Source organism: Streptomyces sp. NPDC054813, assembly GCF_053611365.1.
On the sequence record NZ_JBSHAF010000025.1, the window covers coordinates 109,369 to 136,340 of the forward strand.

The 26,972-nt window shown below is 70.0% G+C and carries 30 protein-coding genes; 18 read left to right on the forward strand and 12 right to left on the reverse strand.

The window, feature by feature from the left end; genetic code table 11:
• The first annotated feature begins 166 nt into the window (after positions 1-166).
• From ACWGJB_RS38310 to ACWGJB_RS38330, 5 genes are all read left to right on the forward strand, one after another.
• A complete protein-coding gene (locus ACWGJB_RS38310) occupies positions 167-982 on the forward strand; it encodes a hypothetical protein (protein ID WP_453384662.1) in 816 nt (271 codons plus the stop codon).
• A 123-nt stretch (positions 983-1,105) separates the two neighbouring features.
• Positions 1,106-1,876 carry a hypothetical protein gene (locus tag ACWGJB_RS38315; protein ID WP_453384663.1) on the forward strand — a complete coding sequence of 257 codons (771 nt, stop codon included), beginning with the start codon at positions 1,106-1,108 and terminating at the stop codon, positions 1,874-1,876.
• Positions 1,873-2,673, forward strand: a complete 801-nt coding sequence (locus ACWGJB_RS38320; protein WP_453384664.1) for a DUF6919 domain-containing protein — start codon at positions 1,873-1,875, stop codon at positions 2,671-2,673. Before ACWGJB_RS38315 ends, ACWGJB_RS38320 begins: the two co-directional genes overlap by 4 nt.
• Positions 2,674-2,676: 3 nt before the next feature.
• Entirely contained in the window at positions 2,677-3,531 is an 855-nt protein-coding gene (locus tag ACWGJB_RS38325; protein WP_453384665.1) for a hypothetical protein, read from the forward strand.
• Positions 3,532-3,589: 58 nt separating this feature from the next.
• Positions 3,590-4,801 carry a hypothetical protein gene (locus ACWGJB_RS38330; RefSeq protein WP_453384666.1) on the forward strand — a complete coding sequence of 404 codons (1,212 nt, stop codon included), beginning with the start codon at positions 3,590-3,592 and terminating at the stop codon, positions 4,799-4,801.
• A 177-nt stretch (positions 4,802-4,978) separates the two neighbouring features.
• Here ACWGJB_RS38330 and ACWGJB_RS38335 read toward each other — a convergent pair whose 3' ends face one another.
• From ACWGJB_RS38335 to ACWGJB_RS38345, 3 genes are all read right to left on the reverse strand, one after another.
• Positions 4,979-5,617 (reverse strand): hypothetical protein, encoded by a 639-nt coding sequence (locus ACWGJB_RS38335; protein WP_453384667.1) that lies wholly within the window; start codon positions 5,615-5,617, stop codon positions 4,979-4,981.
• 224 nt (positions 5,618-5,841) lie between these two features.
• Positions 5,842-6,276 carry a hypothetical protein gene (locus tag ACWGJB_RS38340; protein ID WP_453384668.1) on the reverse strand — a complete coding sequence of 145 codons (435 nt, stop codon included), beginning with the start codon at positions 6,274-6,276 and terminating at the stop codon, positions 5,842-5,844.
• Positions 6,277-6,373: 97 nt separating this feature from the next.
• Positions 6,374-8,011: a hypothetical protein gene (locus ACWGJB_RS38345; protein WP_453384669.1), complete on the reverse strand. Its 1,638-nt coding sequence runs from the start codon at positions 8,009-8,011 to the stop codon at positions 6,374-6,376.
• Between the two features lie 162 nt (positions 8,012-8,173).
• Between ACWGJB_RS38345 and ACWGJB_RS38350 the strand changes: the two genes are divergently transcribed.
• Positions 8,174-8,422 carry a hypothetical protein gene (locus ACWGJB_RS38350; protein WP_453384670.1) on the forward strand — a complete coding sequence of 83 codons (249 nt, stop codon included), beginning with the start codon at positions 8,174-8,176 and terminating at the stop codon, positions 8,420-8,422.
• A 647-nt stretch (positions 8,423-9,069) separates the two neighbouring features.
• Here the strand turns inward: ACWGJB_RS38350 and ACWGJB_RS38355 are convergent.
• A complete protein-coding gene (locus ACWGJB_RS38355) occupies positions 9,070-9,198 on the reverse strand; it encodes a hypothetical protein (RefSeq protein ID WP_275297652.1) in 129 nt (42 codons plus the stop codon).
• A gap of 399 nt (positions 9,199-9,597) precedes the next feature.
• Here ACWGJB_RS38355 and ACWGJB_RS38360 point away from each other — a divergent pair, with 399 nt between their 5' ends.
• On the forward strand, positions 9,598-9,831 hold the full coding sequence (locus ACWGJB_RS38360) for a hypothetical protein (RefSeq protein ID WP_240871176.1): 234 nt from the start codon (positions 9,598-9,600) through the stop codon (positions 9,829-9,831).
• Positions 9,832-9,847: 16 nt separating this feature from the next.
• A complete protein-coding gene (locus ACWGJB_RS38365; RefSeq protein WP_453384671.1) occupies positions 9,848-10,222 on the forward strand; it encodes a fic family toxin-antitoxin system, toxin component in 375 nt (124 codons plus the stop codon).
• Between the two features lie 52 nt (positions 10,223-10,274).
• Here ACWGJB_RS38365 and ACWGJB_RS38370 read toward each other — a convergent pair whose 3' ends face one another.
• Both ACWGJB_RS38370 and ACWGJB_RS38375 read right to left on the reverse strand, forming a co-directional pair.
• A complete protein-coding gene (locus ACWGJB_RS38370; protein WP_453384672.1) occupies positions 10,275-10,460 on the reverse strand; it encodes a hypothetical protein in 186 nt (61 codons plus the stop codon).
• A 111-nt stretch (positions 10,461-10,571) separates the two neighbouring features.
• Complete coding sequence (locus ACWGJB_RS38375) at positions 10,572-11,378, reverse strand: hypothetical protein (RefSeq protein ID WP_453384673.1); 807 nt, start codon at positions 11,376-11,378, stop codon at positions 10,572-10,574.
• 176 nt (positions 11,379-11,554) lie between these two features.
• On the opposite strand from ACWGJB_RS38375, the gene ACWGJB_RS38380 reads away from it, so the two are divergent.
• The gene (locus tag ACWGJB_RS38380) at positions 11,555-12,265 is read left to right on the forward strand and encodes a prepilin peptidase (protein ID WP_453384714.1); all 711 of its coding nucleotides are present in this window, start codon (positions 11,555-11,557) and stop codon (positions 12,263-12,265) included.
• Positions 12,266-12,291: 26 nt separating this feature from the next.
• Here ACWGJB_RS38380 and ACWGJB_RS38385 read toward each other — a convergent pair whose 3' ends face one another.
• The gene (locus tag ACWGJB_RS38385) at positions 12,292-13,608 is read right to left on the reverse strand and encodes an XRE family transcriptional regulator (protein WP_453384674.1); all 1,317 of its coding nucleotides are present in this window, start codon (positions 13,606-13,608) and stop codon (positions 12,292-12,294) included.
• Positions 13,609-13,891: 283 nt separating this feature from the next.
• Between ACWGJB_RS38385 and ACWGJB_RS38390 the strand changes: the two genes are divergently transcribed.
• Genes ACWGJB_RS38390 through ACWGJB_RS38415 form a run of 6 tightly spaced genes read left to right on the forward strand, consistent with a single transcriptional unit; the run spans position 13,892 to position 20,675 of the window.
• A complete protein-coding gene (locus ACWGJB_RS38390) occupies positions 13,892-15,073 on the forward strand; it encodes a cytochrome P450 (protein WP_453384675.1) in 1,182 nt (393 codons plus the stop codon).
• A 34-nt stretch (positions 15,074-15,107) separates the two neighbouring features.
• Positions 15,108-16,493, forward strand: a complete 1,386-nt coding sequence (locus ACWGJB_RS38395; RefSeq protein WP_453384676.1) for a preATP grasp domain-containing protein — start codon at positions 15,108-15,110, stop codon at positions 16,491-16,493.
• Entirely contained in the window at positions 16,490-17,467 is a 978-nt protein-coding gene (locus ACWGJB_RS38400) for an aspartyl/asparaginyl beta-hydroxylase domain-containing protein (RefSeq protein ID WP_453384677.1), read from the forward strand. The genes ACWGJB_RS38395 and ACWGJB_RS38400 overlap by 4 nt, the downstream gene beginning before the upstream one ends.
• 24 nt (positions 17,468-17,491) lie before the next feature.
• On the forward strand, positions 17,492-18,631 hold the full coding sequence (locus ACWGJB_RS38405; RefSeq protein ID WP_453384678.1) for a glycine amidinotransferase: 1,140 nt from the start codon (positions 17,492-17,494) through the stop codon (positions 18,629-18,631).
• Complete coding sequence (locus ACWGJB_RS38410) at positions 18,628-19,878, forward strand: ATP-grasp domain-containing protein (RefSeq protein WP_453384679.1); 1,251 nt, start codon at positions 18,628-18,630, stop codon at positions 19,876-19,878. The genes ACWGJB_RS38405 and ACWGJB_RS38410 overlap by 4 nt, the downstream gene beginning before the upstream one ends.
• A complete protein-coding gene (locus ACWGJB_RS38415; protein WP_453384680.1) occupies positions 19,875-20,675 on the forward strand; it encodes a class I SAM-dependent methyltransferase in 801 nt (266 codons plus the stop codon). Before ACWGJB_RS38410 ends, ACWGJB_RS38415 begins: the two co-directional genes overlap by 4 nt.
• 35 nt (positions 20,676-20,710) lie before the next feature.
• On the opposite strand, the gene ACWGJB_RS38420 is transcribed toward ACWGJB_RS38415, so the two are convergent.
• The 4 genes from ACWGJB_RS38420 to ACWGJB_RS38435 form a co-directional block, all read right to left on the reverse strand.
• Positions 20,711-21,112 carry a hypothetical protein gene (locus ACWGJB_RS38420; RefSeq protein WP_453384681.1) on the reverse strand — a complete coding sequence of 134 codons (402 nt, stop codon included), beginning with the start codon at positions 21,110-21,112 and terminating at the stop codon, positions 20,711-20,713.
• A 115-nt stretch (positions 21,113-21,227) separates the two neighbouring features.
• Positions 21,228-22,211 (reverse strand): phosphotransferase family protein, encoded by a 984-nt coding sequence (locus ACWGJB_RS38425; RefSeq protein ID WP_453384682.1) that lies wholly within the window; start codon positions 22,209-22,211, stop codon positions 21,228-21,230.
• Positions 22,212-22,307: 96 nt separating this feature from the next.
• A complete protein-coding gene (locus ACWGJB_RS38430) occupies positions 22,308-22,994 on the reverse strand; it encodes a hypothetical protein (RefSeq protein WP_453384683.1) in 687 nt (228 codons plus the stop codon).
• A gap of 135 nt (positions 22,995-23,129) precedes the next feature.
• The gene (locus tag ACWGJB_RS38435; RefSeq protein WP_453384684.1) at positions 23,130-23,996 is read right to left on the reverse strand and encodes a hypothetical protein; all 867 of its coding nucleotides are present in this window, start codon (positions 23,994-23,996) and stop codon (positions 23,130-23,132) included.
• A gap of 128 nt (positions 23,997-24,124) precedes the next feature.
• Between ACWGJB_RS38435 and ACWGJB_RS38440 the strand changes: the two genes are divergently transcribed.
• The 3 genes from ACWGJB_RS38440 (at position 24,125) to ACWGJB_RS38450 (ending at position 26,483) form a co-directional block, all read left to right on the forward strand.
• Positions 24,125-24,598 carry an NUDIX hydrolase gene (locus tag ACWGJB_RS38440; protein ID WP_453384685.1) on the forward strand — a complete coding sequence of 158 codons (474 nt, stop codon included), beginning with the start codon at positions 24,125-24,127 and terminating at the stop codon, positions 24,596-24,598.
• Between the two features lie 473 nt (positions 24,599-25,071).
• Positions 25,072-25,686, forward strand: a complete 615-nt coding sequence (locus ACWGJB_RS38445) for a hypothetical protein (RefSeq protein WP_390849048.1) — start codon at positions 25,072-25,074, stop codon at positions 25,684-25,686.
• A gap of 638 nt (positions 25,687-26,324) precedes the next feature.
• On the forward strand, positions 26,325-26,483 hold the full coding sequence (locus ACWGJB_RS38450; protein WP_390849049.1) for a hypothetical protein: 159 nt from the start codon (positions 26,325-26,327) through the stop codon (positions 26,481-26,483).
• 57 nt (positions 26,484-26,540) lie between these two features.
• Here the strand turns inward: ACWGJB_RS38450 and ACWGJB_RS38455 are convergent.
• On the reverse strand, positions 26,541-26,972 hold a 432-nt coding region (locus tag ACWGJB_RS38455), incomplete at its 5' end, for a UTRA domain-containing protein (protein ID WP_453384686.1).

Genomic DNA, 26,972 nt, shown 5'->3' on the forward strand with positions numbered 1-26,972 from the left:
GCCCGCCCCCACCCCCCCCCCCCCCATCCAACCCACCCCCCCCGCCGCCCGGCCCCCCCCCCGACTGTTTGTGGCCCCCCCCCCCGGGCCCCGAGAAAGGGCTTGACCCCTTCTCAGTCATAGGTATTATGGAACATGACAGATTCGTCGACTCCTGGAGCCCCACATGAGCACGATCGGAACGGTCAGCACCGAGCAGCCCACCCCGGCTCCCTCCCTCTCCCACGGAGACCTGGTCTTCGTCTACAACGGCCCTGGCCTCGTCACCCGCCTGGAAGGGTGGGCCCTGAGCCTCATCGAGATGATGTTCGGTGACGGCCCCGACGCCACCATCCGGCGCAAGGTCGCCGTCTACCGCAATGCCGACGGCAGCCTCGACATCAGCGCCCGCGTCTCGCGCCTCGCCGCCGTGGAATCGGCCTGGCACCTCGTCAACCCGGCCGGTGACATCGTCAACGGAGGCCCTCGTGGCCGCCACGGCGAAAAGCCGTCCCAGACCGCCGAAGAGCTCGAAGCGGAGCGTGACTCCGGGAAGTACAAGTCCCACGAGGGCTCGGTCCCCGTCTACGGCATCCCCAGCACCGCGCAGCGCTCGCCGTCCGCCGACACCGAGTGGGTGCGCGAGGTCCGAACGGAGGCCACCTTCCGTGCGGCGCGCGGCGGAATGTACCGCTGGTACGAGCCGGACGCCGCCCCCGCTGACCAGCCCGCCGCCGTGACGGACACGCCCGCCGGTCCCGTGGCCGACGGCCCCTACGCGAAAGCCCTCGCGGCCGCCAGGAAGGCCGGCGCCCGCCACGCCAACGACGCCGGACTGATGGCGCTCTTCTGCGCGAACACCCTGCAGCACTTGGTCGGCGCCGTCTCGCCCCAACTGGTCTGGGAGGGAGCACAGCGCCGCGGCCTGTCCACCGCCGACCTTCGGGACCTGTGCGCCAAGGACGTCATGGCCGTCTCCGACCTCCAGTGGACGACCGGCTGACGCCTCACGCGTCCGCACACCCCCGGACTGAACTCACCAGCTCCGTCAGCACTTCCGAGCACGAACCCCTTCGCCCCGGCCACCCGTCCGGGGCGGACCCCAGGCTTCTGCGAGGCGATTGCGATGACCACCCCGACCACCACTACATCTCCGGCCACGGCCCGTCCCACCACCGCGGTGACGCCCTTGATCCTCGCGCACACCCGGCGTGCCGCCAGCCCGGACTACTGCCTGCCGGCCTGGTACGACGAGCACCACGCCCGCCAGTTCGCGACCGAGTCCCTCAGCCGTGCCGAGGTCGTCGCGACGATCCGGCGCTACCTGGAGGTCAAGCGGGCCAGCGAACCCCTGCGGCACATCCCCGGCAACGAGTTGACCCGCGAGCAGTGGCAGGCCATGTGGGACGCGGATGACGAGCTGGGCGACCTCTACCGGCGCCTCGACCGTGCCTGCGCCCTCATCTACCTGCCGGACGGCTACCGGCCCCAGCACCTGGACCACCTGGCCGAGGCCTACCGGGCCGGCAGGATCCTGCCGGATCCTCGCCAGCCCGCGCCGATGCCGGGCGACCTGCTCGTCGAACACCACAACAGCCTGGACGCCTCCCTCAAGCCGCTGTCGCGGATCCGGGCAGGCGAGCGCGTCGAGGCCACGGTGACGATCGCCGCGGTGAGGCGCTTCGCCGGGCACGTACGTCTGCTGCTGGAGAGCGACGACGGCGAGACGGCGCACGCCCGGGTGCGCGCCAGCCGCTTCACCGCGGCCGAGCAATCCCTCGGCCGTCAGCTCAAGGTCGGCGACCAGGTGCTGGTGCGCGGCTACGTCGAGCAGGAGCCCGCTCTGCGCCCCGGCGTCCGCAGCGTCGACGTCTGCTCGATCCGGGCAGCGGCATGAGCCGGGCCATCTCCCTGGTGCCCTCCGCGGCGCGCCACGCGCGGACGGCGGAGGGCACCAGGTCCACTCGTGTCCTCGGAATGGCGGGGGAGGGGCAGGCGCTGCTGGCCCGGTGGCGCGACGCCGGCTGCAGGCGCCGTAGCGAAGCCCGCGCCTGGCAGAGCGCGAGGACGCTCGAGGACGTGGCGGTCCTGACGGCCCAGTGGCTGCGCGGCCTGCTGCTCTTCCACCCCAACGGCCATCGCGGCGGCCCGGATCCGGAGACCCTGCCGTTGGCAGACGTGCTCGCGGCCGCCAACGGCGTCGGGATCCTCACCAACCAGTCCCAGCCCAGCGAACTCGCCGCATTCCACGGGCGGCCCTGGCGGCAGCGGGCGTTCGTCACCGCGTTCGTCGCGGACCCCTCGCTTGCCCGGGCCCTGTGCGCGCGGGCCGCCGGGGCCGGACTGGTCGTACGGGTGTACCGGCCCGGAAGCCGCATCGATGAGAACGGGAAGCGGGACGCGGTCGACGCCACCGTGTGGGGCTCCCGCGTCAACACCGGGGTGGGGGACTGGGTGCCGCCGCGCGCGGTGCGGCGGATCCTGCCCGGCTGCGACCGCCAGGCCGTACGCGAGGTCGCCGCGGCGTGGCAGGTCACGCTCATTGACCCGGAGTGGGGGCGCAACACGGTGCTGTGGCCGCTCCTCCGCCGGTTCACGGACGCGTCGCGCCCGGATGCGCCAAGTTGCCGCGCAAATCGGCCAGTTGCCCCTCAGCACCTATCGCGGGTCAAAAATGGCCCGGTACATTTTTGACCCATGGAAGAGCGATCCCCTAAAGAGGCGGCCCTCGCCGCGCTGCGCACCTGGCGCGACTTCACGAACGACCGGGACCCGCTGGTCACCGCCGCTGCCCGGGCAGGCGCGTCACAGGCCGAAATCATCGAAGCGAGCGGCCTGGCCAAGGGGACCGTCCGGACGATCCTCAACTCCCCTCCGGAGGACACGAACGTGACCACCACGACCACCGACCCGCTCGCCGGCCTGCACCACTCGCACCTGGTGCGGGTGGACCGCGAAGGCTCCTACCGGAAGTTCGTCTTCAGGCCGTTCACCGGCGAGGAGCCGGAACCGGAGAGCGGCGACAACATCTACGCCGCCCACCACACGACCCTCGGTCCCGAGCTCGCCCAGGAGCTGACGGACGAGTACCGCGAGGCTCACAGGAAGTGGCAGATCGCGCGCTTCAAGACCGCGCTGCGCCCCCTCGCCAAGGAAGCGACGCCGCTGTGGAACGCCTACGTGACGGCCAAGGCCGCCATGGAGGAGACGTTCGCAGCGTTCGACACCACGCCGGACAACCGGTGGAAGTCGCAGACCCTGAAGCTGTCCCGTGCCCACGACGCCGCCTGGGAAGCGGCGGTGAACTGGGACAACCACGCCGAGCGCATGGCCGCACTGGCCGATGAGCACCTCGCCGGCGTCTGCGTCACCTCCGCCCTCATCCAGGAGGCCGCCGCCGAAGCCGGCGTCGACTCCACGAACTGGGTGATCGAGTACTCCGCCGAGGTGTACCGCAGCAGTTCCATGGCCGGCGTCCACGACGGCGTGCGCCGCCTGATCGACCGCCACAAGAAGGAGCTGAAGGCCGGCGGGATGCTCCGCACGGACTGACCCGGCCCACGCTCGCAACCGACCGACCCCATCGCAAAGAGACAGAGAGGACGACCAGATGACACACGAGGGCATGAAGGTGCCGGAGGTCACGGTGGCCCGCTACGCGGCACCGCGAGTCCACGCCTTACCGGTGACCGAAGTGATCACGGCCCAGCCCCTCGACGGCCGGCGCCCGGGGCACTACCAGCAGGTGCTGCTGGACACCCGCACCGGCGAGCTGCGCTTCCACGAGATCCCGGAGCAGTGGGAGCCGTGGAACCCGGCCTGGAAGACGATCAGCGACGTGCCGCGCGAGACGTACAAGCGGTGGCACCCCGGAACGTTCTTCTCGGGCGTCGGACCGCACCAGTGGTTCGAGCCGGTGCCCGAGATGCTGTCCTGGACCATCGACTCCGGCGTGGAGGAGCTCCCGTACCTCGACGTCGACGCCGCCAACGCGCTGCTTCAGGAGCTGACGCCGACTGCGCAGGCCCTGCTGGACGGCCTGTTCGACGCCGGCGGCGACCTCGACTGGTCCGCCGACTCCGGCCACGCCGGCCGCAACATCAGGCGCCTGTGCAAGCGGCACCGGAAGGCAGCCGGGCCCGAGGCGGACGCCGACCTGGTCGACTACGACACGATCGTGGCCCGCTTCCCGCAGGTCTACCGGCCGAACCTGCTGCGCCAGCAGCTGGACGAACTCGCCAAGGACTGCGAGTCGATCACCCGGTACCTCGGGAGCAACGAGCACTGGCACCCCGAGGTCAACGAGGCCTTCAGCGTCCCGTACCGCGACGGGAGCGGCAAGGGCCACGACGTCCTGGGCGTCCGGGCCTGGTATCGAAGCGTCCTCATGGCCGGTGACCCCCGCCCGCTCAAGGAGTTCCCGGACTGGGACGCCGAGCACGGCCGCCTGGCCGCCGGTGACATCACGTCCACCTCCACCGACGCCGAACTCGACCGCTGGGCCGACCGCGAGGAGGAGAACGCCGCACGACAGGGGTGGCGCCTGCTGGGAGCACGGGAGGCCGCCGCCGCTCACCGTGAGCAGCTGCGCAACCGAGGCTGGGACCGGCTGGCGGTCGTAGGCGCCGACATCGCCGAGTTGGAGAACTCGACGGACGCCGTGGACAAGAAGCTGGAGACGACCCGCCAGGAGCGCCTGCATCTGGTCACGGCCGCGATCGGCTGGGGCCGCAGTGACAGCGAGATCGCCACCCGCGCCAGGGTGCCCCGTCGGGCGGTGCACGAACTCCGCGACACCGCGGCCGCAGCCCAGCAGAAGTAGAGCGTGCCCGGGACTGCCGTTAACAGCCCCGGACACTGGATCATCGTCCCATCCGGAGCCCCGCCTCGTGCGGGGCTTCGGCCGTTGACCGGTTTGTTCTCGCGAGCCGGGAACAACGCGGCAGTTGCCGAAGGCTCGTCGCAGAATGCCGTCCTCAAGTACTCGGCAGGGTGCGGTTCAGTCGCTTCCCGAGTCGTACCACTCGGGCACGTAGTCGTCGAACGACGGCTCGTCGGGCGCATCAAGCTGGGCGTACAGTCGCGCTCGCGTCGTCACGTCCCGCAGGTTGACCAGGCCGAACGCGGCCTCGGTAAAGCCGGCATCGAACCCGAGGAAGAGTTCCTTGCCGGGCAGCTCGTCGATGGACCACTTCTTCCTCTTGTTCTTCGGATCGAGCGGGCCCCTCTGTGCGACGAGGTCGGTGAAGGACGCCTCGTCGAGGTGCTCGATGGTGTTGCGCAGCATCCTCAGTTGATCGTCCGATTGCTCACTGCCGCCGGTGATCTCCTGGTAGGCCCGCGACCAGCGCTCCATCTGGTAGGCCGACATGACAAGCCGGTAGCCCCGAACCCAGACGTCCTCGAGCACCCATGCGAGATCACCCTCAGCGGGTGACCATTCCTCGCCATAGTCGATCGCCCGGTCCGTCCAAACAGCTTTGCTCGCGGCCTGGTAGTAGCTGTGGGCGTCACGCTGGACGGATCGCGCCCACAGGGCCAGCATCCGTACCACGACGCGGTCGCGTGCATCCGCGACGTCGGCCGGTGGTTCGAGCGAGGAGGGCCCCTCAGCGTCGGGCGGCCCGGGCAGCAGCACACCGTGTCCGTCAGGCGGAATACGGACGGGTCGGCGCGCGTCCGGCCTCCAACCCGCCGGCGGTGTCCAGTCGTCCGACGGTGGCGGCCACCCATCCGGTGGCGGCCACGAGGGGGGAGCTATGTAGGCCATCCGTACATCATCGGCTCACCTCCGCCCGAGGAGACCGTGTGTACCAGACGTCGCGCCGGCCGGAATCTGCAAGGCCTGCGGGACGTGCCGGGTCAGGCGTTCGCCGCGGCGACAGCCGCGCGGAACTCCTGCGTCATCAGGGCGACCGAGCCGCGCTGGACCGGCGCCTCGCCCGGCTCACCCCACACCCTGGCCAGCGCGGCACTCATACGCTTCTCCATCGCCGCGTCGACTATCGGCCGGTACTCCTCGGGAACGTCCCGGGTGTCCTGGACGGCGACAGTCGTGCCGAAGCGAGTCCCGATCATCCCGATCGTGGTGACCTTCCAGCCGAGCTGACGGGCTGCCTTGCGCATCGCGGCCCTGATCAGTTCCACCCCGCCCAGGCCGACGGCCTCCTCATCGTCCAGATTCACCTGGTACGAGCCTCCGTAGCCGCCGGCGTCCTCGGGACAGGCACGGCGCAGCAACGGGACGAGGGCCTCGGCCATGGCGGTGCAGCGAGGGTCCTTCGCGTAGGAAGCCATCTCGGCATCGTAGAACCGCGTCGGCGTCCCAGGCAGTCGTACGGGGGACTGCTCGCTCCAAGGGGTGGTTCGCCGAGCAGCAGCTCAGGCGCTGCCGTCAGGCGGGTTCCAGGAGGTCGACCACGGAGAGCCCGGTTTCCCCGTTGACGAGCCGCAGGGCGACTTCGGCCCGGGCCGCGAGGTCGAGTGGGACGAGGTCTTCGGCATACGCGGCGTGCACGATGCGGTCCAGGCCCGCACCGACCAGCGGTGCAGCGGTACGCAGCGAGGCCTCCAGAGCAACGCCCTGGGTGGCGCCGCCGTGCAGGATGATGTTCCTGGTGCGGTACAGCCTGCGCAGCGCGATACGGAAGGCGCCAGTGACGTCGCCCAGCACCGGGCGGGGGTCGTGGACCAGGTCGGCCATGCGCTGGGCCGCGGGCCGGTCGCTGTACTTCGTTGATGCCCGGGTGAAGTCCAGAGCGGAGGCGCCGCCCGCGAGCAACGCGTCCGCGACCAGACGGGCACGCTCCTGGTTCGTGCTGCAGGCCGCGATACTCCGGCCGAGATCGTCCTGGGAGCGGGGCTTGTGCCGGTGTGCGAGGGCAGTGAGCTCGGCCCGGGGCCACGAGCAGGCGATGATGGCCGCCATGCGGTCAGCCGCCACGGCTTTCCCGGACCGCTCGTTCTCCCCCTTGGGGTCGTCCGGGTGCGTCAGCAGAGACTCGACGGCAGCCCAGACACCGGCGACGGCCGGGGCCATCGGGCCGCGGTTGACCGCGGCCGCGAGCTCCAGGGCGTCGTCGATCCGGCTGCGGGTTCCGGCGACCTGGTAGAGGTGCCCCTCGTTGACCAGCGTCAGGACGTCGGCGCCCCGCGCCGGGGGATCGAGCGGGATAGCCCGCGGGTGCCCGGCGACCCAGATATAGGGGAGGGGCTCCACCCCTCCACGGTCCTTGCGCAAGAAGAGAGAGCGAGCGGTCATCCGCTCCACCATCTGCCGGGCCTGCTCGGCCGCGCTGAAGGCGTCCAGCGCCGTGAACCGGTAGACGAAGCCGCCTCCGGGCCGGACGCCCGCGGTGTCGTGGCCGTGCTCGCGCAGCCAGGCGACGACCTTGCCCTTGTCGTACCAATGCTCCAGCGGCTCGGCGAGATCCCGCCGCGGCACCTTCTCCAGCGCCACCAGCACCTCGTACGCGCGGGCCGGCGTCCGCGCGAGCGCGGCGGCGCTCTCCGCTATATCCGCCGTCGTGGCGCGCGCATCGTAGAGATCTTTCGCCCAGGCCTTGAGGTGACTGGCGCTGTAGCCCAGGTCGAGAAGGTGAGAGGCCACCGTGCGGGAGAACCGCTCCGGTTTGACACGATCCTCAACCGGGACGTTGACCGCCGCCGCCCACCGCTCCAGATATCCGCCCCGGACGCGCCCGATGATCTCCTTGAGGCGGCGGCGCTCAGGACTGGGATCCGGCAGCGCGTTCTTCAGAAGACCGGTGAGTTCCCTGCGCAGGTCCCGGTCTCCGAGGCCCCGATCGGGGCCGATCAGAGCGTTGAGCTGGATGCGCTGCCAGTCGCACGCGGACTGCGAGAGCACCCCGTGGGCCTGCCAGTAGCCGGCCTCCAACAGTTCCTCGAGGGCCAGCACCGAACCTATGTCCCACAGGCGGCGCGCCCACGGCGTGCCTTCGTCGGTGAAGAAATCCGACATGCGAGCCAGGACGTGCCGGGCGTAGGGATCAGACGCGGGAGCGGAGGCCATCGCAGCACCTTAGCCGAGGGGATCTTGTACCACGCGCGAGGCGACGATCACGTGGTACGATCCTTGCAGACTTAAAGGGGCACCCGCCGTCTAACGGCCGCTGCCCCTTTCTTCTTGCCCGAACGCGGCCGGCAGGGGCGGGCCCGCTGTACCGTCCCTCGCGTGGACCAGACCGGACCCCAGGTGCCGCCCTTCGAGCCAGGCGAGGATGCCCGCGTCGAGGCGGCCGCCGATGACCCGTTCCTCAAGGCTCTCAGTGAAGCCCGTGACCGCATCCCGCTGCTCACCGAGGTCTTTGCCACCCAGGACACTTCCGCAGCCGACACCAGCCGGGGATCATGGCCTGACCCTGCACCCATGAGCAGCCGGGACCTACACGAGTTCCAGCAGCGCGGTCAACCGCGTGACTAGGTACCTCACCCCTGATCGCTGAGCGGCCCCTCAGTCTCATCCGAGGGGCGACGCGTACCGAGCGGACTTGCGGAGCGACTGATGTCAGTGGCCGCTTCTACCGTTCTCAACGGTGATCGCGCGGAAGTCTTGAGCCGAGTCGTGAAGTCGGCGGGGTACGGACACGGCATCCAGACGTCCCAGATCTCCTTCGGCGTGACCGATACGGCGCCGGCGAACGTCGAAGTAATCGCGGACGTGCTTACTCAAGACGGATCTGAGGGCAAGGAACACCCTCGACGACAAGATCGGCGGACACCGGAGAACACCCAACGGCTCACAGAGATGGTTTCCACGCGAAGCCAGAGTGTTGCGAGACTGCAGTGAGAACGTACGGAGGACGTAGCGAGAAGGTACTCCGACAACGATCGCGGATGTTGGCATCGAATCCGATGACGTGAGAGATTGTCGTACGAGCTAAGTCGAGCAGACTAGAAGTAACTAGAGCTCGATGAAGTCTCACCCCGGAAGGGGTGTAAAGCACGAAGGGCCTAGCTCCGGCGGGAACCAGAACTAGGCCTTCACGCAGTTGACGAGCCCGGTCGAGTAGATGCCGACCGGGCTCGCTGCATGCAGCTGCCGGTCCGACCGGGTCCTCGGGTGGGCACTCAGAAGTACTGAGCGAACTGTCCCACCAGGGCGATGGCCGCCACCCCGAAGCTCAGCGCGGACAGGATGACCTGCCACTTCTCAGGGCCGGTCCACTTCTTCCTGCCGTGCTTGTCCAGGTCGGACATCGCACCACCACCTCACCTTTCCCTCCGTCCGGCACCCGCGGTCCGGGTCCCGGTGGTCTGTGAACTCGCGTCCCCCAACGCGGAGTTCAAGGGAGGGTCTGGTGAGGCGGGATTCATACTACTGGGGCTCCCGACAGTAGACGTCACCTCAAGTGCAAGTCGCTCGCCTTGCGTTGACGGCTGAGTGAGGGGGCGGAAAGCCGTAGCACGACTGTCCGCCGGCTTATAGCACACCCGCCCGCTGCGGCGGGACCGGGCTGTACTTCCCGCATCCGGCCGCGGTCGGCAGACGAGACGGTTGCCGGGACCACCGCGGCCGCCGTCGCGGACTCATTCCTCATGGGAGAGCACTCCGCTCATCCCTCCCCGTCAGCGACCGGGTCCGGCTACCGTGGGGGCATGGCCAGGGAAATCCGCATCGAGATCGATGACGAGCAGTACGAGCAGCTGAAGCGCGAGGCGCACCAGCGGCACGAGGATCCGGATGTGTACGCCGGCCGCGTCCTGGCCGACGGCCTGAACAAGGCGCGGTTCCTTCAGGGCTGCGCCGAGTTCCTGGCCACGCCGGGAATGCGCGAGGAGTTCGCCAGCCGGTTCGGCCCGCAGCCCGGGCCCAGCGCTACCGCTGCGTGAGGGCGGACCTGCCGCAGTGGACCTGACCATTGATCTTCCGTGGCTGCTGGAGCTTGCCCGCACCCAGCTCGGCGACCCGGACGTGACGGACTGGGGAGCCCTGGAGGCCGCCCGCGCCCGGCACTGCTTCCGCGTGATGGACGACCTCATCTACGACCAGCCCCACCACCGCGCCGCCGCGCTGTTCCACTCGCTGTGCCGCGTCCCGGCGCTGGAGCACAGCAACGCCCTGTTCGGCATCACCGTCGCGGCCGGCTACCTGCACGCCAGCGGCAGGACGGCACGGTTCACCGCCAAGGAGGCGGCCGACCTAGCCGAGCAGGTGACGGCCGGGGACGTGGACATACGGGCCCTCGCCGACACGCTCAAAGAGTGGACCGACCGAGCCTGAACCCAGGCTCGGTCCAGGAGAGACGTTGAGATCTCCGCCCGGGGGGCAGGAGTCATGCCACCGCTTCGGGCAGCTCACCCGGCTTGGTCTCCACGATCTGCACGTCGCGGCAACCAGCGTCCTCGAGTCCTTGCTTGCGTCTGCCGGCGCTCGGCTTGTCATAGGCGACGGCGGAGGAGCGCGGGGTGCCGTCCGGGTCGGTCCAGGTGAGCGCAAAGTTCTGCATCGTGATCGTCATGCGGCCATCATCGCCGTCGGCACTGACAACGCCCCGCTCGCGCCCTCTCTATCACCGCTGACGACCGCGAGCCCCAGGAGACCGGTCTCCCCGGGGCCGGGTGGGGCGGGGTCAGCCAAGCAGGCGCAGCAGCGCGGCCGACATCGCGATCATCGTCTCCGCCTCGGCGCGGCTGTACGTGAACGTCTTGGTGACGGCGTCCTTGTGGAGCGCGCCGCTCGCCTGGTCCTCGAGCGCGGCCCGGATCCAGGCCCAGCGTTCCTCCGGGGTGCGCTCGCGGGCCGGTTTGCTGCCGGGCCAGGACCAGCCGCTGTTGACCTTGATGTACTCCAGCGTGCGACGCGCTTCGAGCATGGCGCCGTCGATGTCGTCGTCCCGCAGTCGGCGCTGGGCCTCCCGCAGGTAGCCGACGGCTTCCTGGCGCCCTTCGTCGTCCGCGGGGAAGGGCACGGACATCTCGACGGCGAGGGACGGACCGAGGCCCTCCATCTGCTGGCGCCAGCGGCTCTCGGCCACTGAGATGTACAGCGTCGCCGAGGCACCCGGGTACGAGGTCGCCTGGGACAGGGTGGCGCGGACCTCGATCTCCAGGCGCAGATCGCCAGAGCGGTGTTCGTCCAGGGCCCGCACCTGTGCGCTGGTGAGCATGTAGCGCAGCTCCGGACGCTCGACGGAGTCGGGGCGGAACGCAACGGTGGCCGTGGCGGTGCCGAGGATGCCCCGCTGTCCGTTGCCGAACGGCGCCCACAAGACGGTGTCCAGAATCAGCACGCGACCGGCATCGACGGCCGCCGGGGTTTTCACCTCCAGTTGCAGGCGCAGGCTGTGTGCCCCGAGCTCCTTGAGGAGCATCAGGCTGTTGTCCCGGTGGCCGATGGCCATGGTCCCGACGGGCGCGTCGAAACGCAGTTCGTCCATCGTGCGGCGCCTTCCTGGTGGTTCGTGTGCTGCGCCGATTGTGGGGCCTGGACTCGGCACAGTGCCCGGCATTTACGTATCGGGCTCCCTGCTGTCCCAAGCGAGGCCGGTCAGCCCCACGCGCACACGCGGCGGAGCTTAGGCTCCGTGCGGTGGAAACGTTCTGGATCACCGCGATGGCCGTCCTGTGGGGTGCGGGCGTGGGCCTGCTCATACCGCGCGCCGCGTACCGGCTCTCCGTAGCGCCGGAGGATCCGTGGCGAACAGCCTGCCCGGCAGGGCACCCTCTCGACGGGATCGGGAACGGGTGGCTGGGGCGAGCCCGCTGCACCAACGGCGATACGTTCGGGCCGAGCACGCCCACCATCGCCCTGGTGATGACCGTGGTCTGCGCCGTACTGGCGGCCGCCACCGGGGCCCGTCCCGAGTTGCTGGTGTGGCTGCTGCTCGCCCCGATCGCCGTGCTGCTCGCCGCGGTCGACTTCGCGGTGCACCGGCTTCCCGACGTGGTGGTCCTGCCGCTCACGGCTGCCGCGCTCGCCGGGCTCGGAGGGGCCGCGCTGCTGCCCGGTACCGACGGCAGTTGGCGCACCGCGCTGCTCGGCTCTCTCACGCTCGGCGCCTGCTACCTCGTGGTGTTCCTGATCAACCCCAGAGGCTTCGGCTTCGGTGATGTGAAACTCGCCCCTGCGCTCGGTGCCGTCCTGGGCTGGTACGGCTGGGGGATCCTGCTGATCGGCACCTTCGCCGGGTACCTGTTCGGCGCGCTGTTCGGCGTAAGCCTCATCCTCGCGCGGCGGGCTGGACGGAAGACGACGATCCCGTTCGGCCCGTTCCTCCTGGCCGGCGCGTTCGTCGGGATCCTCTTGGGCTCCCGCGCCCTGTGACCGTACGAGCCCACGGGGATCTCCGGCTAGGCGGCGGCGAGGTGAAGGAGCTCCGGTACGCCTTGCGCGCGGGCGTAGGGCTCGAAGCGGGGGAGTAGGTCGTCGATGAGGCGGGCGCAGCGGGGCGCTCCGATACGGCGGGCCAGGAGCAGGGACTGGGTCGCGGCGGCCGCGGCGGGTTCGGGTTCCTTCAGATCGAGGTAGCTCGCGGCGCGGTAGGCGAGGAAGACGCCCTTCGTCTTGTCCCGAGCGGGCGGCAGCAGGCGTTCGCCCTCGCTGATGAGCTGGTGGGCGCGGCTGGTGTCACCGAGGTCGAGGAGGGCTTGTCCGGAGTCGACGGCGAGGTCGGCCTCGGATACCCAGGCGCACCAGGCGGGCCGGTCGGCACCGGCGTCGTTGAGGTGGTGCTCGGCGGCGGTGAGGGCTCGTAGCACGGCGCCGTGTTCACTACGGTCGCCGCGTGCGGCGAGGGTGCGGGCCAGGCGCAGGTGGAGCAGGCAGCGGGCGGCTGGATTCTGAACGCGGGTCAGGGCGTAGTTGAGGATGCTGGCTGCGGTCGTGTGATCGCGGCGCCAGGCGGCCTGGTAGGCGAGGTCGCCCAAGAGCCCGGCGCCCATGTCGCGGTCCCCGGCCGCATGGGCGTTGTGCAGGCCCGCGATCCAGCTCTGGCTCGCGTGGGTGTGGCGGCGGAGGTCGAAGGCGTGCCAGGCGACGGTCTGGGAGAGGGAGGCCGCCAGGGTGTGCAGGCGCAGCCCGAGGGCGGGCGTGTAGCGGCCGGTTTCGAGGAGTTCGGTCACCGTGGCGAGGTGGGCGTCCAGGAGCGCGGGGGTGTGCTGTCGCTGCTCGGTGGGCAGGCCGGCCAGGTGCTGGGTGGAGTCTTCCAGGAAGGCGACGAGGTCTTCGCCGATGGGTTTACCGTCGTGGGCCTGGGCGAGCGCGCCTGCAGGGCTGCCGGCCCAGTCCGCGGCCAGGGCAGACAGGGCGGTACCGGAGATGGTCAGGAAGGTGCGGCGTTCCATCGCTGTTCGCTGGGCCTCTCTCAGGGCGGGCACAAAGCTGTGGGGGCCGAGGGGGACCACCCCGTTGGCGGTGAGGGGCAGCCAGTTCGGCCAGTCGTCGGCGCGGACGATGTCCGCAGGCCAGCCAAGTGCTTCGGCGATGTAGATCTGGGATTCATCGCTGGGTCGGACGCCGCGCTGCCATTTGCGTACCCGTGCTTCGTCGGTCCCTGAGCGCAGATTCCGCCGCGCGGCGGCGGCATGGATACCGGAGACGAGTTCCTCCATCGTCTTGCCGGCCGCATGACGTGCCACAACTAACGGGTGACCGGTGGTCTCTTCCACGTCTCCATCCAATCACTCAGCGAACAGGACTGGTGACTCCTTCACGAAGGCGGGACCCCCACGGGACCCCCCTCAACTGGTCGACGAACTCGAACAGTTGAGCCCATTCTCATGATGTCGCAGCACACGGCGGCTGTCCCGCCCGAGACCGAAAGGGGGGTCCGCCATGACGTACGACCACTGATGCGCATCGTGCTCCGCAATCCGTTCCGGTCCCGGCCGCTGGCGTCTCGTCGGCGGCCGGCACCGGTCCGTCCTCTCTACCGTGTGAAGGAGAACCACCGTGGCCGTGACGCCCACCTGCCCGGTGCGGTACGACCCGCTGGACGAAGCCACGCTCGCCGACCCGTATCCCGTGCTCGCGGCCTTGCGCGCGCACGCGCCGCTGGTGTGGCACGACACCATGGAGTGCTGGCTGGTCACCGGCTACGACGACTGCGTACGCGTGCTGCGGGGCCACGAGTCCTTCGCCCGTGACCCCAGGCGGCTGGGCCGGACGGTGCCGGAGGCCTCGCTGAGCGTGCAGGTCCTCGACCCGCCCCATCAGGCCGCCGTGCGGTCGGCCTTCATGACCTCGCTGCACGCGCAGGACCTGCCCGCGCTGCAGGAACGGGCCCGACGCGATATCGCCGGCCGGCTGAAGGACCTTGCCCCGCGGCCGGGGTGGGACGTGATGCGTGAACTCGCCCAGCCCGTCGCCCTGAACGCCATCGCCGACCTGCTCGGGGTCAGCCCGCCGCCCTTGTCCGCATGGGTGGAGGTGTCCGACACGATCATGCGGAGCATGGACGGCGGGCTCAACCCCGACCTGGTCGAGCCCGGCCGTCTCGCGCGGGAGGAACTGAGCGAACTGGTGGCCTCCTGGTTCACCGCGACCGGCAGCCGGGCCGGGCTGCTCGGCCACGTCCGCGCCCGTACGGCTGGCGCCGGCCCGAAGCTCGCGCGGTATGTCGTGCACACGGCCCGCGTGATGTTCCAGGGCGGATACAGCACCCTGGCCGCGGCGATCGGCAACGCCATCGACACGCTGGTCCGCAACTCGCAGGCCCAACGCGCACTGCGCGAGGCGCCGCAACTGCGGGCCACGGGCGTCGACGAACTGGTTCGCTACGACGGCCCCGTCCAGGGCACCACCCGCCTCGCCGCCGCCGATGTCCTGCTCGGCGGCAGGACGGTGCACCGCGGCGAGAAGGTGACGGTGCTGTTCCAGGCCGCCAACCGCGACCCCGTGCACTTCGAGCACCCGGACCGGCTGGTGCTGGACCGCTCGCCGAACCGGCACCTCGGATACGGATGGGGCACCCATGCCTGCCTCGGCACGACCCTCGCCCAGCGCGTCCTGGTCGCGCTCGTCGACGCCCTTGCCGATCACCCGGGCCTCCTGCAGGCGGCCGGAGTCGCGCGGCGCCGGAATACCGCCACCATGCGCGCCTTCGACCAGCTGCCCGTCACCCTCCAGCCCTGACCCGCATCGTCAACTTCGCGACCTGGAGCACGTGTTGAGGATCATCATCGCCAACCACATCGACCCCGCCATCCGCGACCGCCATGACCTGCGGGCGTGGACGCAGCGCGCCCTGTGGGGCGCCCGCGACGGCGACCTGGTCGTCCTGTGCGCGCCGCCGGACCCCGACTTCCTGCGTTATACGACCGCGCTGACCGGCACCGACCCGGACCGGCTGCACCTGGTTGTGGCGCCGGCCGGTGCGTACGACGGACGGCTGCTCGACCCGCAGATGCTCACCCATCCCGACACCCTCGATCAGGTGCGCGCGTACCTCACTGAGCACGGCGGGGTGGGCGCGGTGGGGGAGATCTGGGCGCTGTGGCCGTCGTCCTCCGTCGCCCGCTTCGCCACGGCGCTCGGCCTGTCCGAGAAATTACCCGGCTGCGACTTCCTCGCCCAGGGCGGCGGCGAACTCGTCAACAACAAGGCCGCCTTCCGGGCGCTCGCGGCCTCGGCGGGAGTGCCGGTGGCGGCCGGCACCGTCGTCCGTGACCCGGGCGAGGCAGCCGCGGCCACCCTGACCCTGCTTGAGGGCAGTGGGGCAGTGGTCGTGAAGCAGGCGCATAACGGGGCCGGGGTGGGCAACGAGTTGCTCGTCACCGACCTCAGCCTGGCCACCGGCCACGCGGGCGCCCGTCACCTCCACCACCTGGGTCGCACGGACCTTCCCACGGCGGCCGCCGCGTACTGGCGCGATCGCTGGGCGTGGGCCTCCGCCGACGGCCGGTTCCCCGTCGTCCTGGAGGAGTTCGTCCCGGGCGCCGTCACGGTCTACTGCGAGCAGCACCTCACCGAGACCGGCGCCCGGCCCACCGAGCGCGGCGAACTGCGCTACACCGACCGGCGACTCAGCCACGAAAGCGTCCCCCTGCGCGACCTGCCCGCGGCCGTCGAAGAGCAGCTGCTGGCCGGGTCCGCCCGCCTCGCCGATACCTACCGGGCCGTCGGCTACCGCGGCCGCATCAGCACCGACGCGATCGTGAAACCCAGCGGGGGACTGCTGTTCACCGAGGTCAACGCCCAAATCTCCGGCTCGTGGCACATCTACGAGGTCTTCGCCCACCACATCGTGCACGCGAACGAGGCCCCCGAACGCACCGTCACCGAATCCCACATCCCGCCGCAGTGGACCGTGCCCGACGGCGCAACCTTCCACCGCGCGCTCGCCGAGCTCGGGCTCGGCTACGACCCCGCAACCCGCAGCGGCGTGATCGTGTCGATGCCCATCGTCGACCATCCCTCCCGCGGGGCGCAGTTCACATTCTCCACCGTCCACGCCAGCCCGGCCGAGCGCGACGCGATCTGGCACGCCCTCGAAGACCGGTTCACCACCGCCAGCGCGCGGCAGCGTGACTCCAGGAAGGCACTCGTCGGATGACCACCACCAAGACCCCCGCCCGACCGGCGCCGGCGGCCCGCCTCACCCCGGCCTTCGACGCGGACCGGCTCGCGCACGAACTCGCCGCGGTCACCAGCCATCCATGGAAGCACCAGCGCACCCACTACGCCGCCGACCACATCGGCCCGGACACACCGACCGACTGGCGCGTGCTGCCGCTGCGCAGCCCCGGCGGCGACCCGACCCGCACCGACCCGGGCGGCCCCGGCCCCGACCATTACGCCGCCACCCACTGGCTCGACCAGATGCCCTACCTGCGCGACATCCTCGCCGAGATCCCGGCCCCGCTGAACGCCGTACGGCTGCTCGCCCTCGGCCCGGGCGCCGCCTCCCAGCCTCACCGCGACCCCAAGTACGCGCTCGAGCGAGGCATGGTGCGCCTGCACATCCCGATCGTCACCCACCCCGACGCGGTCCTCGTACTGGACGGCGCCGAACACCGGTGGCAGCCCGGCACATTCTGGTACGGCGACTTCTCCCGCGAGCACCTGGTGCGCAACACCGGGCCCGTACGGCGCGTCCACGCGGTCATCGACGCGCTGATCACCCGGGACCTCGCCGCCCTGTTTCCCTCCGAATGGCAGGAGTCGCTCGGCGACGCCGACATCCTCTTCAACCGGCTGCCCGCCCCAGCCCTGCGGCCGGGCCCGCCGCTGCCGCGCACCGTGAACCTGCCGTCCGGGTTCACCGACTTCAGCCAGGACACCCCGCTGGAAGGCTCCCCCGTGCCGGTCCGGCTCACCGAGCGCGACGGCGATCTGGTCCTCACCGCTGCCGAGCGCAGCTTCGCCCTGGAGCACGTCATCGACGGCGAGTACCGCTACGCCGGCTGGAGCGAGCAACGCACCCTCCAGCTCGGCAACGACCTCATGCTCCACGCCCGCCACGGCCGTGCAGTGACCAGCCAGCAGATCTCCCTCCCGGCCGCCGACAGCAGCCCGGCCAACGCCTGACACGACGAATCGAGGACGCAGCACATGCTGAACAGCTACGACGACTTCACCCCGCTGAGCGAGATCATCGTGGGGTCCGCGGAGAACTACGTGGGGCACGACCGAGACCTCACGTTCGAGTTGTTCTTCCACGAGTCCATCGGCGGCTACCGCTCCGACTGGGCCTATCCGCGTCTGGCCGCCCACGCCGGCGAACAGGCCGAGACCTGGAAGATCGGCAAGCAGTACACGGAGGAACTCCACGAGGACGTCGAGAACCTCGCCGCCACGCTCACCTCGCTCGGCATCACCGTGCACCGGCCGCTGCCGCTGCCCGAAGACGCCCTGCCGATCGCCGGACTGGGCTGGCAGGCCGCCCCCACCCCCGCCCTCAACGTGCGCGACAACACCCTCGTCCTCGGCGACGAGATCATCGAGACGCCCCCGGCCATCCGCTCCCGCTACCTGGAAACCAGGCTCCTCAGCAAGGTCTTCCGCTCCTACTTCGACACCGGCGCCCGCTGGACCACCATGCCCCGCCCCACCCTGACCGACCGCTCCTTCGACCTCAGCTACGCCCAGTCCGCAGCCACCACCCTGGGCGGACCGACCGAGCCGATCACCGACCCACAGCCCAGCCCGTACGACGTGGGCGTGGAGATGATGCTCGACGGCGCGCAGGTGCTGCGCCTGGGCCAGGACCTGATCGTCAACGTCGCGCAGGACAACCACCGGCTCGCCGTCGACTGGCTGAAGCGGCACCTGGAGGACCGCTTCCGCGTGCACACCGTGTACCGGATGGCCGACAACCACATCGACTCCATGCTCCTGGCCCTGCGCCCCGGGGTGTTCCTGGCCCGGCACGCCGGGTTGCGTGACCTACTTCCCGCGCCCTTCCGCAGCTGGAAGTTCATCGTGCCGCCCGAACCGGAGCCCGGCCAGTTCCCCGTCTATACGGACGCCGAGCTACTGCTGACCAGCCCGTACATCGACATCAACGTCCTGTCCCTGGACGAGGAGCGGGTACTGGTCAACGCCGACTGCCCCGGCCTGATCAAGACTCTGGAGAACGAAGGCTTCACCGTGATCCCCCTCCAGCACCGGCACCGCAGGCTCTTCGGTGGCGGGGCGCATTGCTTCACCCTCGACACGCACCGCGCGGGAGGCCTGGTGGACTACCGGTGAGCGTTCCGGTCCTGCTGCTGGAGGCGGCCGGCCCCGAGTCCGGGGCGCTCGCCCGGACCGCGGTCGCCTCCGGCCATCCCGTGCACGCCGTCACCGACGCCGCCACCCTCGCCACCTACTCCGGCGAGCTGCGCCAGCTCCTCGCGGGCTGCCTCGTCACCGACTTCACCCAGCCCGGCCAAGCCGTCGCGGACATCACCGGCTACGGGCGCCGGATCGGCGTGAAGGCCCTGCTCACCGTCAACGAGTACCTCACCGAAGTCGCCGCCCGCTCATGCGCGGCCCTCAGCCTGCCGGGCAACGATCCCGAACGCGCCGTCGCCGCCCGCAACAAGGCCCTCATGGCGACCGCGTTCGAGGCCGGCCACGTCACCATGCCCTCCACCACGGTCGTCGCGGACCTGAGGGAGCTGCGGGACCTGCACGAGGCCGGGGCGGTCGGCGTCCCGTGTGTCGTCAAACCGGCCGACGGCGCCGGATCGGCCGGCGTCACCGTGGTCGCCGGTCCCGAAGATCTGGAGCCGGCATGGCATGCCGCCCGCGCGGCCAGGGTGATGTACGGCATGCCGCGCGATGAGCGTGTTCTGGTCCAAGAACACGTCCAAGGACGCGAGTTCAGCGTCGAATCCGTCACCCAGCACGACGTCACCACCCATCTGTGCATCACCCGCAAGCACACCAGCGACGGCAGCCACCGCGTCGAACTCGGCCACGCGCTGCCCGCTCGCCTCCCCGCGGCCGCCGAGCGGGCCCTGCTCGAGCAGGCCGGACGGGCGATCGCCGCGGTCGGCGTACGCAACGGCGCCACCCACACCGAACTCCTCCTCAGGCCCGACGGCCGGTGCACCGTCCTGGAGATCGGTGCCCGTCTCGGCGCCGGGCACATCGGCGTCCTCATCCAGCACGCGCTCGGCATCGACCCGTGGCGCACCCTGTGGGACATCGCCCTCGGCAGGCCGGTAACCATCACACCGGCACCCGGCGGCGGTTACGCCACCGTACGGTTCCTGACCACAGATCAAGAGGGACAGTTGGTCACCGTCACCGGCCTGCCGGAGGTGACCCGCACCATCCCCGCCGTACGCGTGCGCGCGGCCAAGGGATCGGACGTAGGCCCGGCGACGTCCAACCGCGGCCGCCTCGGCCACGTCATCGTCACCGGCCACGATCCGCGCACGGTCGACGAGCAGGCCGATCGAATCCTGCGCCAGATCACCGTCACGGTTGCCTCGGGGAGCAGGACATGAGCACACCACCCGGCGGCCGCTCGGTCGACACCGCGGGCCACCAGACCACCAGTGCGTCGGAGTTCGACCGCCTCTTTGCGACCGAGGGGCAGGACAGCGCCCTCAGCGCAATCGCGCGCCTGGTCGACCCGGACCTTCCGCCGGATCTCGACCTGTTCTCCTTCCTCTGCGCCGACCTGCTCCATCACCTCGCCCGCCAACTCGACCTGGGCTCCCGGCAGATCCTGGCCGATCTGGGCTGCGGCCGTGGCGGTCCCGGCCTGTGGCTCGCCGGCCGCGCGCACGCGGCCCTGGTCGGCATCGACTTCTCCCCGGTCGCGATCGCCCAGGCCCGCCACCGGGCTATACCGTTCGCGGCCGATGCGGCCTTCGCCGTGGGCGACCTCGCCCGCCTCCCCCTGACCGGCCAATGCGTTGACCGGGCACTGTCGTTGGACGCCCTGCAGTACGCCCCCGACCGCGTCGCCGCCGCCCGCCAGGCCCTGCGCATCCTCAAGCCCGGCGGCCGCCTGGTGCTCACCGGCTGGCACCCGCACACCCCCGGCGACGAGCGCCTGCCACCACGCCATCGGCACACCGACTGGATCCGTGTGCTACACACGGCGGGCTTCACCGACGTGCACTGCGCCACCACCCCGGCCTGGGACGACGTCTACCAGGGGATCTACCGCACCGCGCTGACCCTGGACGCCGAGCCCGGCTCGGCACTCGCCGGACTGCAGGGCGAGGCACGTAGGCGCCTGCCCACCGCGCACCTGCTGCACCGCGTCGCCGTCACTGCCGTACGACTGAACTGAGGCGACCGCACCAAACGAATGTGCGCGACGTGCCGCTACACCGGCGCGGGCACGACGCGTGTACAGGCCGCGATGGCGCAGTCGATGTACTGCCCGAAGTCCGCGCCGGAGTCGCGGTGGGCGGCGATCTGGTGCACGGCCTTGATGGCCTCCCAGGCCGCGGTGAGGGCCAAGGTCGGCTCAACATCGCCCATCTCGGTCGAAAGGTAGGCGGGGAAGCCGAACTGGTATGCGCCGATCCGCTCGATCTCCTGCTCGCGCCGGTAGGCCTGGCGGGCTGCCTCGAAGAATCCACCAGCCCCGTCCAGGCCGATGCTGCGGACGATGATGCCGAGATACGGGTGCACGTACCGGGTGCTCGCCGGCCACCCTTCCGCAGGGTGGCCGAACAGCTTGCCCATCGCGACGGTGAGGCTCATGTCGAAGTCGTGGTCCACGCCGTCACCTCTACGCCGTAACCGAGCCGACCACGGCGCGACGCGCAGACATGTCCGCGGGAACCGCTCGTACGAGGAGGACGAGGCGGCGTCCCCCGGCGGCCGGCAGCGACGTTCAGACCAGCTGGGCCAGAACGGCGGCCATGGAGGTGTACGTGTCATCGACGCCAGAAGGGTTGTGGAGACGGTGCCGCTCCAGCCGGATCGCTCCCAGATGCCGTGCCTCGTAGACCAAGGCCCGCCAGGTGTCGGCGGCCGTGGCAGCGCGGGGCCCGTAGGTGTCCCAGAACGCCGTGCGTTCATCCGTCTTGGCGCTGGCCATACGGATGGTCCAGTCGGCAGCCGGATCGCCCCACAGGGTGCGGTCCAGGTCGAGGACGCCGCTGATGACCGGCGTGGGCGCGGCCGCGAGCATCGTGTTGACGGTCCACAGATCGCCGGTGAGCAGCCGGGGCTGAGTAATCTCGTCCAGGACCTTGTGGTGTTCGGCGGCGACGTCGGCGACCTTGCGCACGTCCGTGGCGTCCAGCCCGACGCGGCTGACATCGTCCGCGATGGCGGACAGGGAGGCCAGCACGGCCTCGCTCCACGTGGCGTAGCCGGGTCCGGCGACGGGCCCAAAACGCGGGCCGGCTACGGCATGGATGTTCTTCGTGATCGTGCCGAGCTGGGCGAAGAACCCCTGCCAGAGGGCGCGGGGATAGTCGCCGAGACGCTCGGGGGCGGGCGTGCCGCCGAGGTGGCTCTGCACCATCCAGTCCCGGCCGGTGATCTCCTGCGACCAGTCGGCGGCCAGGACCCGCGGAACGAGGTCGGCGATGGGAGCGAGAAAGGGAACGGTGGCGTACTCGTTGCGCATCAACTCGTGCTCGCTGGCGAACTGGCGTTCCGGAGCGGGGGCGATGCGCAGGATGACCGGCCCGTCGAGGCCATCCGCCACGAGCCGGTAGGTGTTGTTGTACATGCCTCCTCCCAGCTCGACCGCTGAGGTGACACGGACGGTGCGGCCGAAGGCTCGCAGGGCGATCGCTTCGATGTCCTCGGCCGTGACGGGCTGCTGGAAGGCTTCTGGATCGCGGGGGATGGGGCGGAAGTCCATGACGCTCCTTATACGGCCTGTGCGGGGGACGGGTCGGTCTCACATGCTCGCTTTGCGCCAGGTCGGCAGTGGTCCCGCGCGCTTCGCGCCGCGGATTCAGAGGGCGGTGCCGTCACAGTCGACGTAGCCCTCGGCACCGAGGTGGGGTTCGAAGCAGCCGCCGTGTACCGCGTCGAGATCGTCCGTGTCATCGCCCGAGACCGCATGCCGGGCGAGGAAGGCGCCAGCGTGGGCTGCGGCCTCGATCCGGCTTCCGTACGGCTCCTGGGACTGACCGCTGGTGCGGTCGGCTCCGGTGGCCTCCCAGACGAACCCTCCCTCATTGGGGAGCTGAACGATCTCAGCGATGCCCCCGCCGAGCCGCAGCTCGAACGGTTCGCCTTCGCCGCTGGTGTCGTCGTGCTTGCGCACGGCACCGGGCCAGCGCAGCCGCGCGGCCTGCTTGGTGATTCCCCAGGCCGCCCCGAGCTGGGCGTAGCTCGCTCCGGTGCCGCCGGCAGTGCGGGCCGTGCCGTCGGCAAGGCGCCGGGCGATGCCCTCGATCTCGTGAAGGGCGTACAGGTACGCGAGTTGCCAGTCAGGCGAGATTGCGATGCCGCTGGGGGCCTCCTGCCCAGCGGCCCGGTAGGCGGACTCCCGTGTCGAGATCGCACGGGCCAGGGTGTGAGCAGCCTCCGCCACCTGGTCTTGGAGCTGCAGGACCTCGTCGTCGCCGGGTTCCCGGTACGGGGGCTCCTGCAGGGTCATAACGTCACGCCAGAAGGCGTCCAGACTGGATTCCATGGCGACAAGACTACTTGTCGCTGGACCTGGTGACAAGTTTACTTGTCGCCATTGGCTCTCGGTAGGCCCGGCCCAGGCTCACCGGATCCCGCAGTGAGAGGAAAGCCGCCCGCGCCATCGTTGAAGCGGCGGTGCTCACTTGCAGGCGGCCAGATTCACTGCCGTTCCCTTGATCAGGTCGCGGACCAGCAGCAGGGCTTGGTCGCACATCTCCAGTACGTACTGCTGGGTGCGGAGATTCCTCGGCGGCTTCGTGGTGCTTTCACTCACGTTCTCCATGTCCAGCCGATGCGCGACATCGTTCCTGGCGGTGAAGAAGTCGTCGAGGGCCGTGTAACGCGCTTTCGGGATCTGTCGGTTGGTGATCCCCAACGATCCGGCGGCGCGGCCTTGGAGATCATTGCTGCCCTGGAAGCTCGCCTTCGTCTTGCTCGCGATGTAGAGGTCGACCAACGCAGTACCTGGGTCCTGCTCCTTGAGGGCGGTCAGGAACTCCTTGTCCACGTTCGCAGCTCTGGTTTGGTTCTCGATGAAGGCCTCGTACTTGTCCCGGGGGGTGCCCGGCTGGGTGATCAGTACGGGCACTGCGTGATGGATCAGGGCCTGGACGGCAGAGTCGAGTCCGGCAGATGTGAAGACGATGGCGGCTCGCAGCAGATCCTGCGCATCGGAGTGCAGCCGCCCGCGTGTGCTCTTGTTGTTCTGCGCCGCTCGGGTCTTCCGGACCAGGTGGAGGGTGTCGAACAGGCCAGTGACGCTCTCGTGGGTGCTCTTCAGCCTCCACCAGGCAGGCACGACTTCCCCGGCGTTGTACGGCCGACGGCCCAGTTTGGTGAGTTCGAGTTTGGTGAGATTCCCGGGCTCTTCAGGTGCCTCTGCGACCGCCTTGGCGACCTCGGCCGTGACCGTGCGGCTGGGAGAGGGCAGGTGTGCCTGGACCGTGCCCACGGCTGTGCCGGCCTCTGCCACCACGCCGTCAGGTTCGCCCGGTTCGTGGTCCATGAAGCTCTCCTCCAGCAGCACCGAGATCAGCCAACACATACATGATCGTCTGTCTACCAAGGCGCTGTCACCGAACTGCGATTTTGTCCTCGGTGACCTCGTGTGCCGTGCGCTGCCAGACTGACGGCGTGAATGCGTCCTTGCCGCTACGGGAAGCCGCCCGCGCCGTCCTCCTCGACGCCGACCATCGCGTCCTGCTGCTGCGCTACGCCGAGCACGGGGGTTACTGGGCCACACCCGGCGGATCTCTCGAGGAAGGCGAAACCCATGCCGCCGCGACGCTGCGCGAACTGAGCGAAGAACTCGGCATCAGCCCGACGTCTGTCCAACTGGGCATGCAACTCGCTCAACGCAGCACGGAACAGCTGGTCGGGGAACGCGAAGTCCGACAAGTGGAGAGGTACTTCCTCGCCCACGTCTCCCCGGCCGACGTCCACGTGGACCAAGCCACTCAACGCGACAACATCCAGACTCACCGCTGGTGGACGCTGGGCGAGCTCCGCAGTACGCGAGAGACCGTCTACCCCGCGGGGCTTGCCGACCTGATCGCCGCAGTGGCGGACGGCCGGCACCCGGAGCGTCCCGTCATCCTGGCAGGCTGAGAGCGTAGGGCGCAGCAGTGTTCTCCCGCCTGCCGAACTCGTGGCCCATGGAAGATGCGATTCCTTGGTCGCGTGGGGCAGCATCGCCTCATGGTCGACTTTGTGCCCTCCCCAGACGAGGTGGCCGCAGCGCAGACACCCGACGGGGGCTGGACGAGAAAGCAGCTTGCGGAGTGGGGGGTTCCCTGGCCTCCACCGCCGGGCTGGCGCAAGCATTTGGAGGCGAAGTGGAGGGGCGAGGATGTCGGACCGCTGCCCCACCAGGAGCCGGACCAAGACACCCTGTTCTGACGCATCTGCTGATTCGGCTCCCTCGCCAACCGTTGCTGTCGCGTTGCTGCAGGTGGGCGGCCCGTCTCCGCGTGATGGCCGGAGCACGCTTGAGTGATCGGCTGAAGGCGTCCTGTCGGTTCAATGAGGCTGCCCGGCATACTCCTAGGACTCTGATCAGGTGTTACTAGGAGGGGACGCTCGTGCTCAAGGCATGGCTGGAGGAGTTCAAGGCCAATCAGGAACTCAAACGGCGCATCGAGCTGGAGAAGTGGGAGCAGGAGAAGCGGTGGCGCGAGGAAGACCGCGCAGCCACCCAGAAGGCGATCGCCGCCAACGCGGTGGGAGCCGACGAACACGGCGCGGCGATGAAGGCCGCCGCAGGTGTCTCGTATCTGACCCTGGTCTGCCACGAGGACACGTGGACGTTCGTCGCCACCGAGGCGTTCGGCCGGTGGAAGCCGTGCTGGATCACGAGCACCCACGACCAGAACGACACGCGCGGCCCGAACACCGCGTGGGTCGGACACCGGTGGATCGTGGCCCCGAACCTGCCCGAGGGCCGCATCACCAAGGACAAAGACGGGTCCGGAATGCAGAAGGTGGTCCTGTCTGGGCACAACCTGGTGCGCATCCTGGAGGCGCTGCGCGAGGGGGCATCGACGGCGCAGTCCCTGCCGCGCGCGGCCCGGTGCCGCACCCTGTACAGCAAGTTCGCTGACTTCGCTGCCCGGGTCGACCCCGATGCCCCGGCCGGTCAGACCACTGGCGTCGAGTTCCGCATCGACGACACCGTGGACCTCACCGACCGGTCATAGAGCTGCACCGACCCAGACGCGGCATCGGGCGCACCGGATATCTCCTCCCCAGGCCAGTCGCCGGGACCCTTTGGCGCCTGGCCGCCAATGACGAGCCTCCCCAGGGCCCCGCCTGCGAAGTCAATCCGTCGGCAAGAGCCGTCGGCCACGCAGTGGCCACGTGTGGTGGGCACAGACGTCCCAGAAGCACGACGTGGCGCGCATCACAGCTGCACGTTCAAGATTTATTGCCGGTTCGGGTGTCCCAGGCAGCCATTAACAGGCGAACGCTTCGACAGCGACCTGAGGAGACACGCCACCATGCCCAACGCCTTACCGTCACAGAGAACCCAGCCTCGTCGGCCCATCCGCGCGCACGACGACTTGGAGGCCGAGTTCGCCAGGTTCTCTGACCACCGGATCGCCGCGGTGCTGCGTGGCTTGCAGCCGGCGGAGGCCGCTCTTGCCCTGGATTGGGCCTATGCCGGAGGGAGTTGGGCGGAGAGTGCGGCCGCGTTGGGCCTGGCGCCGGAGGCGGGGCAGCGCGTGCGACGCAAGCTCAAGCGGCACGGCACCCGGTACACCGAACGGTGCTCTGCCGCACGCGCGTTCACCGCTGTACACCGTCCAGCCGTAGTCGGGGCGCAGGAGGTGCTGGGGTGAGCCTGCTCTCCAACGCAGTGCCGGAGTTCCTCGGGAGCATCGCCGCCACCGTCGCGGTCACGGTCGTCCGCTGGGGTGCGAGCGCACTGCGGGCCCGCGCGTCCAGGGCGCGGCAGGCCGGGACAACCCGGGAACCCGGTCCGACTGAGCCGTGATCTCCGTACGCAGGACCGACGGCAGCGATCGCCGCTCTGAGGCCTGGTGGCGGACGGTCAGCCGGACTGGGGCGGATCGACGGCGAACTCGTAGGCCACTTCCCAGCTGCGGTCAGGGACGACGATGTCGGCGGTTTCCACGGCGCGGCCGTCGCTGGCGAAGTACGTCCGCTCGATCGCCAGGACCAGGTCGCCGGCGTTGAGACCGAGCAAGTCGGCCTGCTCGGGGGTAGCGCGGGCGGGCCGCGGGATCTCCAGCCAGGTTTCGATGTCGACGCCGATGGAGCGCATCCGCTCGACCACGCCCTTGCCGGCGAGGGGGCCCATCTCGGGAAGCAGGATAGGTGTGTCGCCGGTGATGGCCATGGGCTCCCAACTGACGGAGAGCTGGGCGGGCTTGCCGTCGGCGAGGAACTCGTACGCCGTGCGCACGGTCGGGTCGCCGGGCTCGATGCCAAGGCGCCGGGCGATGCGCTCCGGGGCGGGCGT